The sequence below is a fragment of the Streptomyces sp. NPDC015171 genome (genome assembly GCF_043079545.1).
Lineage (GTDB): Bacteria > Actinomycetota > Actinomycetes > Streptomycetales > Streptomycetaceae > Streptomyces.
Map to the genome: position 1 here is coordinate 41016 of NZ_JBIBUO010000010.1, position 12973 is coordinate 53988.

Annotated in this window: 10 protein-coding genes and 1 tRNA gene; 5 read left to right on the forward strand and 6 right to left on the reverse strand. The window is 70.0% G+C overall.

The genetic code is table 11. The annotated features are described in order from the left end of the window. Positions 1 to 26 precede the first annotated feature (26 nt). From hrpA to ACF073_RS25780, 3 genes are all read left to right on the forward strand, one after another. The gene (gene hrpA / locus ACF073_RS25770; RefSeq protein ID WP_392073752.1) at positions 27 to 3971 is read left to right on the forward strand and encodes an ATP-dependent RNA helicase HrpA; all 3945 of its coding nucleotides are present in this window, start codon (positions 27 to 29) and stop codon (positions 3969 to 3971) included. A 94-nt stretch (positions 3972 to 4065) separates the two neighbouring features. Further along, positions 4066 to 4140 (forward strand) — tRNA-Asp (locus ACF073_RS25775). Between the two features lie 469 nt (positions 4141 to 4609). After that, positions 4610 to 4801 (forward strand): DUF6274 family protein, encoded by a 192-nt coding sequence (locus ACF073_RS25780; protein WP_392073753.1) that lies wholly within the window; start codon positions 4610 to 4612, stop codon positions 4799 to 4801. Between the two features lie 462 nt (positions 4802 to 5263). Here ACF073_RS25780 and bldC read toward each other — a convergent pair whose 3' ends face one another. Continuing rightward, entirely contained in the window at positions 5264 to 5470 is a 207-nt protein-coding gene (gene bldC, locus ACF073_RS25785) for a developmental transcriptional regulator BldC (RefSeq protein WP_003949541.1), read from the reverse strand. Positions 5471 to 5987: 517 nt separating this feature from the next. After that, positions 5988 to 6830, reverse strand: coding sequence for a hypothetical protein (locus ACF073_RS25790; RefSeq protein ID WP_392073754.1), 843 nt, complete (start codon positions 6828 to 6830; stop codon positions 5988 to 5990). A gap of 201 nt (positions 6831 to 7031) precedes the next feature. Here ACF073_RS25790 and ACF073_RS25795 point away from each other — a divergent pair, with 201 nt between their 5' ends. Together ACF073_RS25795 and ACF073_RS25800 are read left to right on the forward strand one after the other, a co-directional pair. Further along, on the forward strand, positions 7032 to 8138 hold the full coding sequence (locus tag ACF073_RS25795; RefSeq protein ID WP_392073755.1) for a Leu/Phe/Val dehydrogenase: 1107 nt from the start codon (positions 7032 to 7034) through the stop codon (positions 8136 to 8138). A 290-nt stretch (positions 8139 to 8428) separates the two neighbouring features. Then, positions 8429 to 8677: a DUF3073 domain-containing protein gene (locus ACF073_RS25800; RefSeq protein WP_392073756.1), complete on the forward strand. Its 249-nt coding sequence runs from the start codon at positions 8429 to 8431 to the stop codon at positions 8675 to 8677. A gap of 99 nt (positions 8678 to 8776) precedes the next feature. On the opposite strand, the gene purM is transcribed toward ACF073_RS25800, so the two are convergent. The 4 genes from purM to ACF073_RS25820 all read right to left on the reverse strand — a co-directional run bounded on the left by purM (position 8777) and on the right by ACF073_RS25820 (position 12971). Continuing rightward, positions 8777 to 9850: a phosphoribosylformylglycinamidine cyclo-ligase gene (gene purM, locus ACF073_RS25805; RefSeq protein WP_392073757.1), complete on the reverse strand. Its 1074-nt coding sequence runs from the start codon at positions 9848 to 9850 to the stop codon at positions 8777 to 8779. Positions 9851 to 9884: 34 nt separating this feature from the next. Then, complete coding sequence (purF, locus tag ACF073_RS25810; RefSeq protein WP_392073758.1) at positions 9885 to 11414, reverse strand: amidophosphoribosyltransferase; 1530 nt, start codon at positions 11412 to 11414, stop codon at positions 9885 to 9887. Between the two features lie 200 nt (positions 11415 to 11614). Further along, positions 11615 to 12064, reverse strand: a complete 450-nt coding sequence (locus tag ACF073_RS25815) for an META domain-containing protein (protein WP_392073759.1) — start codon at positions 12062 to 12064, stop codon at positions 11615 to 11617. A gap of 109 nt (positions 12065 to 12173) precedes the next feature. Beyond that, entirely contained in the window at positions 12174 to 12971 is a 798-nt protein-coding gene (locus tag ACF073_RS25820; RefSeq protein WP_392073760.1) for a sterol carrier family protein, read from the reverse strand. Between the last annotated feature and the right edge of the window lie 2 nt (positions 12972 to 12973).

Sequence of the window (12973 nt, forward strand, 5' to 3'; positions counted from 1 at the left end):
GGCTGGGGTGAGATCCTGGACCGCGTATGTCTACGCATCCTGCCCCCGCCCTCGGCACCCTCGCCCCCCGCCTGACCGAGCTGTCACTGCGCGACGCGCAGCGCCTCGGCCGTCGGCTCGAGGGCGCGCGCAAGATCCGCAAGCCGGAAGCCCGTGCCGCCGTCCTCGCCGAGATCGAGACCGAGATCGGCCGCGCCGAGGAACGGATGGCCGAGCGACGCTCCCGCGTGCCGGCCGTCACCTACCCCGAGCAGCTGCCGGTCAGCCAGAAGAAGGACGACATCGCCGCCGCCATCCGCGACCACCAGGTCGTGATCGTGGCCGGTGAGACCGGGTCCGGCAAGACCACGCAGATCCCCAAGATCTGCATGGAGCTGGGCCGCGGCGTGCGCGGCATGATCGGGCACACCCAGCCCAGGCGGATCGCCGCCCGGACCGTCGCCGAGCGCGTGGCGGAGGAGCTGAAGACCCCGCTCGGCGAGGCCGTGGGCTGGAAGGTCCGGTTCACCGACCAGGTCAGCCCGGAGGCCACCTTCGTCAAGCTGATGACGGACGGCATCCTGCTCGCCGAGATCCAGACCGACCGCGAGCTGCGCGCCTACGACACGATCATCATCGACGAGGCCCACGAGCGGTCCCTCAACATCGACTTCCTGCTCGGCTATCTCGCCCAGCTGCTGCCCAGGCGGCCGGACCTCAAGGTCGTCATCACCTCCGCGACCATCGACCCCGAGCGCTTCTCCCGGCACTTCGGCGACGCGCCGATCATCGAGGTCAGCGGGCGGACGTACCCGGTGGAAGTCCGCTACCGGCCGCTCCTCGAAGAGGACTCGGAGGACGCCGACCGGGACCAGATCACCGCGATCACCGACGCCGTCGAGGAGCTGATGGCGGAGGGCAAGGGCGACATCCTCGTCTTCCTCTCCGGCGAGCGGGAGATCCGGGACACGGCGGACGCGCTGGAGAAGAAGAAGTACAGGTTCACGGAGATCCTTCCGCTGTACGCGCGGCTCTCGCACGCCGAGCAGCACCGCGTGTTCCAGGCGCACACCGGTCGCAGGATCGTTCTGGCGACCAACGTCGCCGAGACCTCCCTCACCGTCCCCGGCATCAAGTACGTCATCGACCCCGGCTTCGCCCGGATCAGCCGCTACAGCCACCGCACCAAGGTCCAGCGGCTGCCCATCGAGGCGATCTCCCAGGCGAGCGCCAACCAGCGCAAGGGCCGCTGCGGCCGTACGTCCGACGGCATCTGCATCCGTCTCTACGCCGAGGACGACTTCCTCGCCCGCCCGGAGTTCACGGACGCGGAGATCCTCCGTACGAACCTGGCGTCCGTCATCCTCCAGATGACCGCGGCCGGTCTCGGCGACATCGAGAAGTTCCCCTTCATCGACCCGCCGGACCACCGCAACATCCGCGACGGCGTCCAGCTGCTCCAGGAGCTGGGCGCGCTCGACCCGGCGGAGAAGGACGCCCGCAAGCGGCTCACCGACACCGGCCGCAAGCTGGCCCAGCTGCCGGTGGACCCCCGCCTCGCCCGGATGGTCCTGGAGGCCGACCGGAACGGCTGTGTCCGCGAGGTCATGGTCATCGCCGCCGCCCTGTCCATCCAGGACCCGCGCGAGCGCCCGGCCGACAAGCAGGCCCAGGCCGACCAGCAGCACGCCCGGTTCAAGGACGAGACGAGCGACTTCCTCGCCTACCTGAACCTGTGGCGGTACGTGCGCGAGCAGCAGAAGGAGCGCGGCTCCAGCTCCTTCCGCCGGATGTGCAAGCAGGAGTACCTGAACTTCCTGCGCATCCGCGAGTGGCAGGACATCTACACCCAGCTGCGCACGGTCGCCAAGCAGATGGGCATCCACCTCGGCGAGGAGGACGCCCCCGCCGACCGCGTCCACGTCTCCCTCCTCGCGGGCCTGCTCTCCCACGTCGGGATGAAGGACGTGAAGGACGGCAACAAGAACGAGTACCTGGGCGCCCGCAGCGCCAAGTTCGCGATCTTCCCGGGTTCCGCGCTGTTCAAGAAGCAGCCGAAGTTCGTGATGTCGGCCGAGCTGGTGGAGACGAGCCGCCTCTGGGCGCGGGTCAACGCCAAGATCGAGCCCGAGTGGGTCGAGCCGCTGGCGGAGCACCTGCTGAAGCGGACGTACAGCGAACCGCACTGGGAGAAGGACCAGGCGGCCGTCATGGCGTACGAGAAGGTCACGCTGTACGGCGTCCCGATCGTCGCCCAGCGCAAGGTGAACTACGGCCGGATCGACCCCGAGATCTCCCGCGAGCTGTTCATCCGCAACGCGCTCGTCGAGGGCGACTGGCGCACGCACCACAAGTTCTTCTCGGACAACCGCAAGCTGCTCAGCGAGGTCGAGGAGCTGGAGCACCGGGCGCGGCGCCGGGACATCGTCGTGGACGACGACACGCTGTTCGACTTCTACGACCAGCGGGTGCCCGAACACGTCGTCTCCGGAGCCCACTTCGACTCCTGGTGGAAGCGGAAGCGGCAGGAGCAGCCGGAGTTCCTGGACTTCGAGCGGGCGATGCTCATCCGGGAGTCGGCGGAGGCGGTCACCAAGGCCGACTACCCGGACAGCTGGCGGCAGGGGCCGCTGAAGTTCCGTGTCACCTACCAGTTCGAGCCCGGCGCCGACGCCGACGGCGTGACCGTCCACATCCCGCTCCAGGTGCTCAACCAGGTCACCGACGAGGGCTTCGACTGGCAGATCCCCGGCCTGCGCGAGGAGGTCGTGACGGAGCTGATCCGCTCCCTCCCCAAGCCGATCCGCCGCAACTACGTGCCCGCGCCGAACTACGCGAGGGGCTTCCTGGACAGGGCGGTGCCCCTGCAGGAGCCGCTGACGGTCACGATGGCGCGTGAGCTGAAGCGGATGGTCGGCGTGCCCTTCGAGGCGGAGGACTTCGACTGGGGCAAGCTCCCCGACCACCTGAAGATCACGTTCCGGATCGTCGACGAGCGGCGCCGGAAGCTGGACGAGGACAAGGACCTGGAGGCACTGAAGCTCCGGCTGAAGCCGAAGGCGCGCAAGGCGCTCTCCCAGGCGGCCGCGGCGACGGCCTCCCGCGAGGGCGGTGAGGCCCTGGAGCGCAAGGGCCTCACCGACTGGACGATCGGCACGCTCACCCGGGTCTTCGAGACGCGCCGGGCCGGGCAGCCGGTCAAGGCGTACCCGGCGCTGGTGGACGACGGCGACACGGTCTCGGTCCGCCTCTTCGACACGGAGGCGGAGCAGGCGGAGGCCATGTGGAAGGGCACACGGCGCCTGATCCTGCGCAACATCCCGGTGAACCCGGCGAAGTTCGCCTCGGAGAAGCTGACGAACGCCCAGAAGCTGGCCCTCTCCGCCAATCCGCACGGCTCGATCCAGGCCCTGTTCGACGACTGCGCGATGGCGGCGGCGGACAAGCTCATCGCCGACTTCGGGGGGCCGGCGTGGGACGAGGAGTCGTACCGGAAGCTGTACGAGAAGGTGCGCGCGGAGATCGTGGACACCACGGTCCGTACGGTCGCGCAGGTGCAGCAGGTCCTCGCGGCCTGGCAGGCCTGTGAGCGCCGGCTGAAGGGCGTGCGCAGCCCTGTGCTGCTCGCCAACCTCACGGACGTCCGCAAACAGCTGGACGCCCTGGTGAAGCCCGGTTTCGTGACGTGGGCGGGGATACGCCGGCTGCCCGACCTGATGCGGTACATGGTGGCCGCCGACCGGCGCCTCCAGCAGATGCCGACCGGCGTCCAGCGGGACACCACGCGCATGGAGAAGGTCCACGAGATGCAGGACGAGTACGCCTGGCTCCTGGAACAGCTCCCGCAGGGCCGCCCGGTGCCCGCCGCGGTGCTGGACATCCGCTGGATGATCGAGGAGCTGCGGGTCAGCTACTTCGCCCACGCGCTGGGCACGGCGTACCCGGTCTCGGACAAGCGGATCGTGAAGGCGATCGACGCCGCCGCACCGTGACCAACCCTGTACGGAGGGTGAGTTCGACCGGGGCCCTCACCCTCCTGTACAGTCTCTTCTCGCAGCGCAACGCAGGAAAAGCGCCGCGAAACCTGGTCCTGTGGAGCAGTTTGGAGTGCTCGCCACCCTGTCAAGGTGGAGGCCGCGGGTTCAAATCCCGTCAGGACCGCATAAAGATCGAGGCCCGCCCCCGCAAGGGACGCGGGCCTCAGTCGTATCCCCGCGCCGGCACGGCCCACACCGCGAAGCATCCCCGCCCCTCCGCCGGGGCCCCCGGTGGAGGGCCGTCCCAGCCGCCCACGCCCCCGCAACCGCGCGCAGCGCACCCACGGGCGGAATCGCACCCGCGAAGCGCGACACCACCCCACACGAAACCGCGCACAGCCCACCGCACGCGCCCGACGCCATCCCACCCCCGAGCCGGACACACCAACCGCCGCCGGCCCGCACAGCCCACCGCCGCACCCCACCCCCCGCCAAGCCGGGCCCAGCCACCGCACCCCACCCACCCCCGAGCCCACGCACCGCAACCACCCCCGCCAAGCCAGGCGCAGCCGTCCGTGGGCTTGACGGCGTCACATTCCGTCGGTACCCAGGGAGCAGGGCTCGTTCCTCCTGTGCGGCCCTGGAGGTGGCGTATGGCGACATCGGCCAGGCATGAGACGGGGGCGCTGCTGAGGGCGCACCTGTCGGCCGCCTCCTCCTATCGGCACCTCACCCGCCACTGCCCCATCTGCCACCGCCTGCTGCGGCTGGCGATGGCCACCGGCCCGCAGGGGCAGGAGACCGTACGGGCCGCCGCCGAGGACGAAAGTCCTCGTCAGACGTGACCTCTGCCGGGCCCAACCGCCGCACGGGCGTGGGACCCTGGAACACGCGACCCCCTCTAGCGCACGGCGGCCATGGGCAACAAGCGGCACGGCATGTGACGGGTGTCACCGCATCAGTTTTTGAAACACCAGTACTTAACCCCTCCCTACAACAGATCAATTTAATATGTGCAATTGCACTACCCCCAAGGAACGTGCACAGCCGTTCCGACAGGCCTACCCAGACTCCGACAAGGACGCTCACAAGCGCCGCCCCCACCCCCGACCTGCGCACAAAAAAGATCGCGCTGGACCCGGCGGGATCCAGCGCGATCTACGACGCACCCTGTGTCGCTTGCCTGAAACGTTCTCTTCGGCTTGGGCGTGGGCCCTGTTGGGGCAGGTCCCGCGTCGCTTGAAGCTAGGGTTTCGGGCGCCTCGGCCGGTTGGGGGGCCGTCCGTGTTGCCCGGTTATGGAGTTGTTCAGGCCTCGCTGCGCTGCTGCGGGATACCCGCGAGCAGAGCGCGGACCTCAGCCTCGCGGTAACGGCGGTGTCCGCCGAGCGTGCGAATGGACGTGAGCTTGCCGGCCTTCGCCCACCGCGTGACCGTCTTGGGGTCGACACGGAACATGGTGGCGACCTCAGCCGGGGTCAGCAGCGGCTCGGCATCAGGGGTGCGAGCGGTCATGAGCGGCCTCCTCGGGAGAACCGAACCTTCTCGGTTCTTTCCTCTAAATTCTGCACCTTGACCCGCGTTGCCCGAAATGGCGGACGCGAGTCGAGTCGGTTATAGGACGAACGGCTTGTCCTCGGCACTACAACTACACCATCTGTCCAGCCCCGTCGGCCAAACCGATGGAATTGCCCTCCCAGGTGTTCATCAGCGACGGATGCCGATGGACCATGCCATAGCGGACAGTCACGCCACTGTGACGATCAGTCACAGGGCGATCAGGAGGCACCAGACCCCCCAAAGCGTGCAATGCTGAGATTCCACCCACCGCTGAGCATAGGTGGACGGACGGAGCCCTCCCCGGACTCCTTGTCCTATTTTGGCACGAGGAGCGGTAAGGGGCGCAAGAGCCGGGTAAGTGCCGTCCGTCACCCTTGAGACATAAGTCCAGATCGGGACCAACGTCCCGTCAGATGGGCAAGCGAGTAGAACGTACGTCGTCCGGGGCGGATTTGACCGTGACCTACGTCACTCAGTTCGCGGAACGCCGGTCGCGTACCGTCCGCCACCGCTCCACGAGCCGCCCGTACGCCTCCCCGGCGGCCGTCCCGTCCCCCTGGCGCAGCGCCTCGACGCCGGCCGCCACGTCCGCCGCCGAGTGGTCGTCCTCCAGCTCGCCCGCGGGCAGCACATGCACCAGGCCGCCGTAGTCCAGCTCGACCAGCGAGCGCGGGTGGAACTCCTCCAGCCAGCGGCCGACGTCCACCAGGCCGTCGATCAGCGGGCCCTCCCCGACGGTGTCCCTCAGCGTGCGCAGCGCCCGCGCCACCCGGCGCCGGGCCTGCACCATCGGCGTGCGGTAGCGCAGCACCGGGGGCACGTCCGCGGTCCCCTTGTCGTACCGCCGCTCCTCGTCCGAGACCAGCACGAACCAGTTCAGCGGCACCTGCCAGGTCGCCGTGCGGATCCACGGGCGGGCGTCGGGGTTGCGGGCGAGCCAGCGCTCGTAGTCCTGGGCGGCCTGGCGGCGCACCACCTCCGGCAGCACCGCGTCCAGCACCGTCGCGGGCAGCTCCTCGGCCAGCTCGGCCAGGGCCTGCCAGCCGCGCAGCCGGGTCCGCCAGGGGCAGACGCAGACCACGCCGTCGACCTCCAGCACGAAGGCGTCGCCGCTCTCGTGCACCGGCACCGCGATCGGCGGCACGGGCAGCAAGTCGGCGAGGGAGCGCCGCAGTTCGTCCTGGTAGGTCGGACGGTCGGGGCGGCGGGCGTAGCGCGCCCAGTGGCCGCGCTCCGGCTCGGGGAAAGCGCCGAGCGGCTCGTACACACGCAGGTAGGCGGCATAGGGGACGACCACGGAGGACACCTTCGGCACGCCTGCTCCCTCCCCATCGGGCCCGGCTCGAAACCACAGCAAATCGTGCCACGGCCATGCGTGCGCGGCGGGCTCCGGAGAGTGATCCTGAACACTGCACGGATGGTGCGCGGGACGAGGCTCTACGCTCATGCCACGGCTCTCCGCCACCCGTACGGGGACCGGACCCCACTCGCCGCTATGTACACAGGAGTCACCACAGTGACCGACGTAACCGGCGCGTCTGCTGATGTCCTGCACACCCTGTTCCACTCGGACCAGGGCGGCCATGAGCAGGTCGTGCTCTGCCAGGACCGCGCCAGCGGCCTCAAGGCCGTGATCGCCATCCATTCCACCGCCCTGGGCCCCGCCCTCGGCGGCACGCGCTTCTATCCGTACGCGACCGAGGCCGCGGCCGTCGCCGACGCCCTCAACCTCGCGCGCGGGATGTCGTACAAGAACGCCATGGCCGGTCTCGACCACGGCGGCGGCAAGGCCGTGATCATCGGCGACCCCGAGCGCGACAAGACCGAGGAGCTGCTCCTCGCCTACGGGCGCATGGTCGCCTCGCTCGGCGGTCGCTACGTCACGGCCTGCGACGTCGGCACGTACGTCGCCGACATGGACGTCGTGGCCCGCGAGTGCCGCTGGACCACCGGCCGCTCCCCCGAGAACGGCGGCGCGGGCGACTCCTCGGTGCTCACCGCCTTCGGTGTCTACCAGGGCATGCGCGCCTCGGCCCAGCACCTGTGGGGCGACCCGTCGCTGCGGGGCCGCACGGTGGGCGTCGCCGGCGTCGGCAAGGTCGGCCACCACCTGGTGGGGCACCTGCGCGACGAGGGCGCGCAGGTCGTGATCACGGACGTGCGCGCGGACGCCGTCCAGCGGGTCCTCGACCTGCACCCGGCGGGGGTGACGGCCGTGGCCGACACCGAGGCGCTGATCCGGGTGGAGGGGCTGGACATCTACGCCCCGTGCGCCCTCGGCGGCGCCCTGGACGACGCGACGGTGCCGGTGCTCACGGCCGCGGTCGTGTGCGGCGCGGCCAACAACCAGCTGGCCCATCCCGGGGTGGAGAAGGACCTCGCCGACCGCGGGATCCTCTACGCGCCGGACTACGTGGTGAACGCCGGCGGGGTCATCCAGGTCGCCGACGAGCTGCACGGGTTCGACTTCGACCGGTGCAAGGCGAAGGCCGCGAAGATCTTCGACACCACGCTGGCCATATTCGCACGTGCGAAGGAAGACGGGATTCCGCCGGCCGCGGCGGCGGACCGGATCGCCGAGCAGCGGATGGCCGAGGCCCGTGGGAGCCGGGCCGCGCACTAGCCCAGTCGCACAAACGAGCGGTACCCGTCGGCGGGAACTTGGAGAGAACTCTCACTTCCACCGGCGGGTCGTTCCCCGATAAGTGGTTAAAATCGTCATTGACCAGCGAGGACAGGGTGCCTCGAAGGTCTTGGGCACACGCGCGTGCTGCGGGCGACGTACCGTATGGGCGCGGGCTCAGGTACCGTGGAAGTCCTACGGACCGGCCTCTCCATGGAGAGTCCGTTCCAGAACATGAACGCGTGTCAGACTCTGGGGCCGTCGAGCCCCGTCGTTGAGGGGGTCGAGCCATGGGGCGCGGCCGGGCCAAGGCCAAGCAGGCGAAGGTTGCCCGTCAGCTGAAGTACAACAGCGGTGGGACAGACCTCTCACGCCTGGCCGAGGAGCTGGGCGCATCGACGTCGAACCAGTCACCTAACGGTGACCGCTTCGAGGACGATGAGCACGACGACGACTTGTACGCACGGTACGCCGACCTCTATGGGGACGACGACGAGGATGAGGACGACGATCCTCAGCAACACCGTCGCGGCGCTTGACCTTGCAATGACCAGACCGGTCGGTGGCTCTGCCACCGACCGGCTTCTGTGCTTTCCCGCAGGCCTGTGCTGTCCGTCAGGTCTCTGCTGCCCGTCAGGTCAGACGGCGTAGTCGCCGACCAGCTCGGCGCCGCTCGTCTTCGCGCCGCGCTCAGTGATCTCGCCTGCCACCCAGGCGTCGACGCCCCGGTCGGCCAGGGTCGCGAGGGCCACCTCGGTGGACTCCTCCGGCAGGATCGCCATCATGCCGACGCCCATGTTGAGGGTCTTCTCCAGCTCCAGGCGCTCGACGCGGCCGGTCTTGCCGACCAGGTCGAAGATCGCGCCCGGGGCCCAGGTGGAGCGGTCCACCACGGCGTGCAGGCCGTCCGGGATCACCCGGGCCAGGTTGGCGGCGAGCCCGCCGCCGGTGATGTGGCTGAAGGCGTGCACGTCGGCGGTGCGGGTGAGGGCCAGGCAGTCCAGCGAGTAGATCTTCGTGGGCTCCAGCAGCTCCTCGCCGAGGGTGCGGCCGAGCTCCGCGATCTCCGCCTCCAGGGCCAGGCCCGCGCGCTCCAGCAGGACGTGGCGGACCAGGGAGTACCCGTTCGAGTGAAGACCGGAGGACGCCATGGCGATCACCGTGTCACCCGTACGGATACGATCCGCGCCCAGCAGCCGGTCGGCCTCCACGACGCCCGTACCGGCGCCCGCGACGTCGAAGTCGTCCTCGCCCAGCAGACCCGGGTGCTCGGCCGTCTCGCCGCCCACCAGGGCGCAGCCGGCCAGCACACAGCCCTCCGCGATGCCCTTCACGATGGCCGCGACCCGCTCGGGGTGGACCTTGCCGACGCAGATGTAGTCGGTCATGAACAGCGGCTCGGCGCCGCACACCACGATGTCGTCCATGACCATGGCGACCAGGTCGTGGCCGATGGTGTCGTAGACGCCCATGCGGCGCGCGATGTCGACCTTGGTGCCGACGCCGTCCGTGGCGGAGGCGAGCAGGGGGCGCTCGTAGCGCTTGAGGGCGGAGGCGTCGAAGAGGCCGGCGAAGCCGCCCAGGCCGCCGAGGACCTCGGGGCGCCGGGTCTTCTTGACCCACTCCTTCATCAGCTCGACGGCGCGGTCGCCCGCCTCGATGTCGACTCCGGCAGCCGCGTAGGAAGCACCGGGGACAGCAGTCTCAGACATTGCCTGGGATCTTTCGGGTTGGTTTCTACGGGGCTTACGGGCGACGGATCGCGTCGGCCGCGGCCGTGGCGGCGGGACCCGCCGCGAGCTCGGTCTCCAGCAGCTGCTTGCCGAGCAGCTCCGGGTCCGGGAGCTCCATCGGGTACTCGCCGTCGAAGCAGGCGCGGCACAGGTTCGGCTTGGCGATCGTGGTCGCCTCGATCATGCCGTCGATGGAGATGTAGGAGAGGGAGTCGGCGCCGAGGCTGGTGCCGATCTCCTCGATGGTCATGCCGTTGGCGATCAGCTCCGCGCGCGTGGCGAAGTCGATGCCGAAGAAGCAGGGCCACTTCACGGGCGGCGAGGAGATCCGGATGTGGACCTCGGCCGCGCCCGCCTCGCGGAGCATGCGGACCAGGGCGCGCTGGGTGTTGCCGCGCACGATCGAGTCGTCGACGACGACCAGGCGCTTGCCCTTGATGACTTCCTTCAGCGGGTTCAGCTTCAGCCTGATGCCCAGCTGGCGGATGGTCTGCGAGGGCTGGATGAACGTACGTCCGACGTACGCGTTCTTCACCAGACCCGCACCGAAGGGGATCCCGGAGGCCTCGGCGTAGCCGATCGCGGCCGGAGTACCGGATTCCGGGGTCGCTATGACGAGATCGGCCTCGACCGGCGCTTCCTTGGCCAGGCGGCGGCCCATCTCCACACGGGAGAGGTAGACGTTCCGGCCGGCGATGTCGGTGTCCGGGCGGGCCAGGTACACGTACTCGAAGACACAGCCCTTGGGCTTCGCTTCCGCGAATCGCGAGCTGCGCAGGCCGTTCTCGTCGATGGCGACGAACTCGCCCGGCTCGATCTCGCGCACATAGCTCGCGCCGCAGATGTCGAGGGCGGCGGACTCGGAGGCGACCACCCAGCCGCGCTCCAGGCGGCCCAGGACCAGCGGGCGGATGCCCTGCGGGTCACGGGCGGCGTAGAGGGTCCCCTCGTCCATGAAGACCAGGGAGAAGGCGCCCTTCACCTTCGGGAGCACCGCGTGGGCGGCCTCCTCGATGGTGAGCGGCTTGCCGTCCTCGTCGACCTGGGCGGCCAGCAGGGCCGTCAGCAGGTCGGTGTCGTTGGTCGCCGCGACCCGGGTGGAGCGGCTGTTGTTGTCGTTCGGGAGGGCGGCGACCATCTCGGCGAGCTGCGCCGTGTTGACCAGGTTGCCGTTGTGGCCGAGCGCGATGGAGCCGTGCGCGGTGGCACGGAACGTCGGCTGGGCGTTCTCCCACACGGAGGCGCCGGTGGTCGAGTAGCGGGCGTGTCCGACCGCGATATGACCCTGGAGCGATCCGAGCGAGGTTTCGTCGAAGACCTGGGAGACCAGGCCCATGTCCTTGAAGACGAGGATCTGGGAGCCGTTGCTTACCGCGATTCCCGCGGATTCCTGACCCCGGTGCTGGAGGGCGTAGAGCCCGAAGTACGTGAGCTTTGCGACCTCTTCACCCGGAGCCCAGACGCCGAAGACGCCGCAAGCGTCCTGGGGGCCCTTTTCGCCGGGAAGCAGATCGTGATTGAGTCGACCGTCACCACGTGGCACGCCACCGAGTGTAGGCGAGGTCGACCACTGGTCCGAATTGGGGATACGTAGCCTTAACAGACCACGACATCGCGATCACTTTGGTTGTTTTTTCGTTTTCGCTGGTCAGCGAGGTGTCACCGCGCCCCGGCCCGGCGCGGGGCGCGGCGCGAGGACCGGGCTCGGGCCGTTCGCCCCCTGTGCGAGTGAGGTGTCGCACATCATCCGTGTGGGTTGCGGGTGAGGTTCACGCGGTCACCGTGACTCGTGGTGAGCGTGAGGTCGCCGTGCTCGGCGGAGCCGGTGAGCGTCTGGCCGTCGAGCGCGCGGGAGAGCGCCCGTTCGAAGGTCATCCGGGCGGGGTCGCAGGCCATCTTGGTCGTCCGCAGCGCGCCGAAGGTGATCCGGTCGCCCTGCACGGTGGCCGGCGCGCTGAACTGGTTGCAGCCGAGATTGCCCGCCGCGCGGCCGTCGGCGCCGATGCGCAGGCGGGGCGAGGCGGCGGCGGGCGCGGAGTGGGTGGCGCCGCCGGCGGTGACGCTGACGACCCGCCACTCGACCCCGGTCAGCGGTTCGGATGCGGCCATCGCACCACTGTCCGCCTTTTCGGCGCCACAGGCCACCAGCACGGTGACCGCCGCCACGGCGAGGCACTGCTTGTACCGTTTCATGGCGATTCGACGTACCCCGGCGGCCCGGGGTTCCCCGGTCCCGGCCGCGGGCGGCGGCTTGCGCTGCGCCATGACCGGCACTTCCGCTGCGCCATGACCGGCACTTCCGCTACGCCATGACCGGCAGCAGCGCCCCGATGTCCGACCGCTCCCCGCTCGCGCTGACCCGCGCGTCGGCCACCGCGTCCGCCCAGGCCAGCCGGCCGGTGGCCAGCCGGAGCCAGGTCAGCGGGTCGGTCTCCACGACATTGGGCGGGGTGCCGCGGGTGTGCCGGGGGCCCTCGACGCACTGCACGACGGCGTACGGCGGCACCCGCACCTCGGTGGAGCCGCCGGGCGCCTTCACCGCGAGGGCGTCGGCGAGCAGCCGGGTGGCGGCGGCCAGCGCCTGCCGGTCCTGCGGCACGTCGAGGCCCGGCACGGCGGCGTTCAGGTCGTCGGTGTGGACGACGAGTTCGACGGCCCGGGTGACGAGGTAGTCGTCCAGGGGCAGCGCGCCCGCGCTGGTCTCCAGCAGCCGGGATCCGGGGTGCTCGGCGAGGAGGGCGCGCAGCGACCGGTCGACGTCGGTGAGGTGGGCGTCGAGGTCGGGGTGGGCGGCGGAGAGGGAGCGGGGGAACTCGTCGATGCCAAGGGCGGCGGCCCCGGTGGCGAAGGGCCACCGCACGACCGTCGTGTCCTGCTTCGGCGGAGCCGGCCGGTCGAGGGCGCGGTGCACGGAGGTGACCGCCATGCCGATGTGCGCGATCAGATCGCGAACGGTCCACCCGCCGAGCCGGGTGGGCAGGGCGAGCTGCTCGGGGGTGAGGCCGGTGACGGCCTCCCGGACGTTTCCGAGCTGGGCGAGGACAGCGGCGCGGGTCCGTGCGGGGTCGTAGCTGCGGGCGCGCTTCTTGGCCGGAGGCATGG

Bases quoted from the DNA above. Each gene is read 5' to 3' on its own strand.
- hrpA (WP_392073752.1), top strand. From the start codon at position 27: ATGTCTACGCATCCTGCCCCCGCCCTCGGCACCCTCGCCCCCCGCCTG.
- ACF073_RS25780 (WP_392073753.1), top strand. From the start codon at position 4,610: ATGGCGACATCGGCCAGGCATGAGACGGGGGCGCTGCTGAGGGCGCAC.
- bldC (WP_003949541.1), bottom strand. From the start codon at position 5,470: ATGACCGCTCGCACCCCTGATGCCGAGCCGCTGCTGACCCCGGCTGAG.
- ACF073_RS25800 (WP_392073756.1), top strand. From the start codon at position 8,429: ATGGGGCGCGGCCGGGCCAAGGCCAAGCAGGCGAAGGTTGCCCGTCAG.
- purM (WP_392073757.1), bottom strand. From the start codon at position 9,850: ATGTCTGAGACTGCTGTCCCCGGTGCTTCCTACGCGGCTGCCGGAGTC.
- ACF073_RS25815 (WP_392073759.1), bottom strand. From the start codon at position 12,064: ATGAAACGGTACAAGCAGTGCCTCGCCGTGGCGGCGGTCACCGTGCTG.
- ACF073_RS25820 (WP_392073760.1), bottom strand. From the start codon at position 12,971: ATGCCTCCGGCCAAGAAGCGCGCCCGCAGCTACGACCCCGCACGGACC.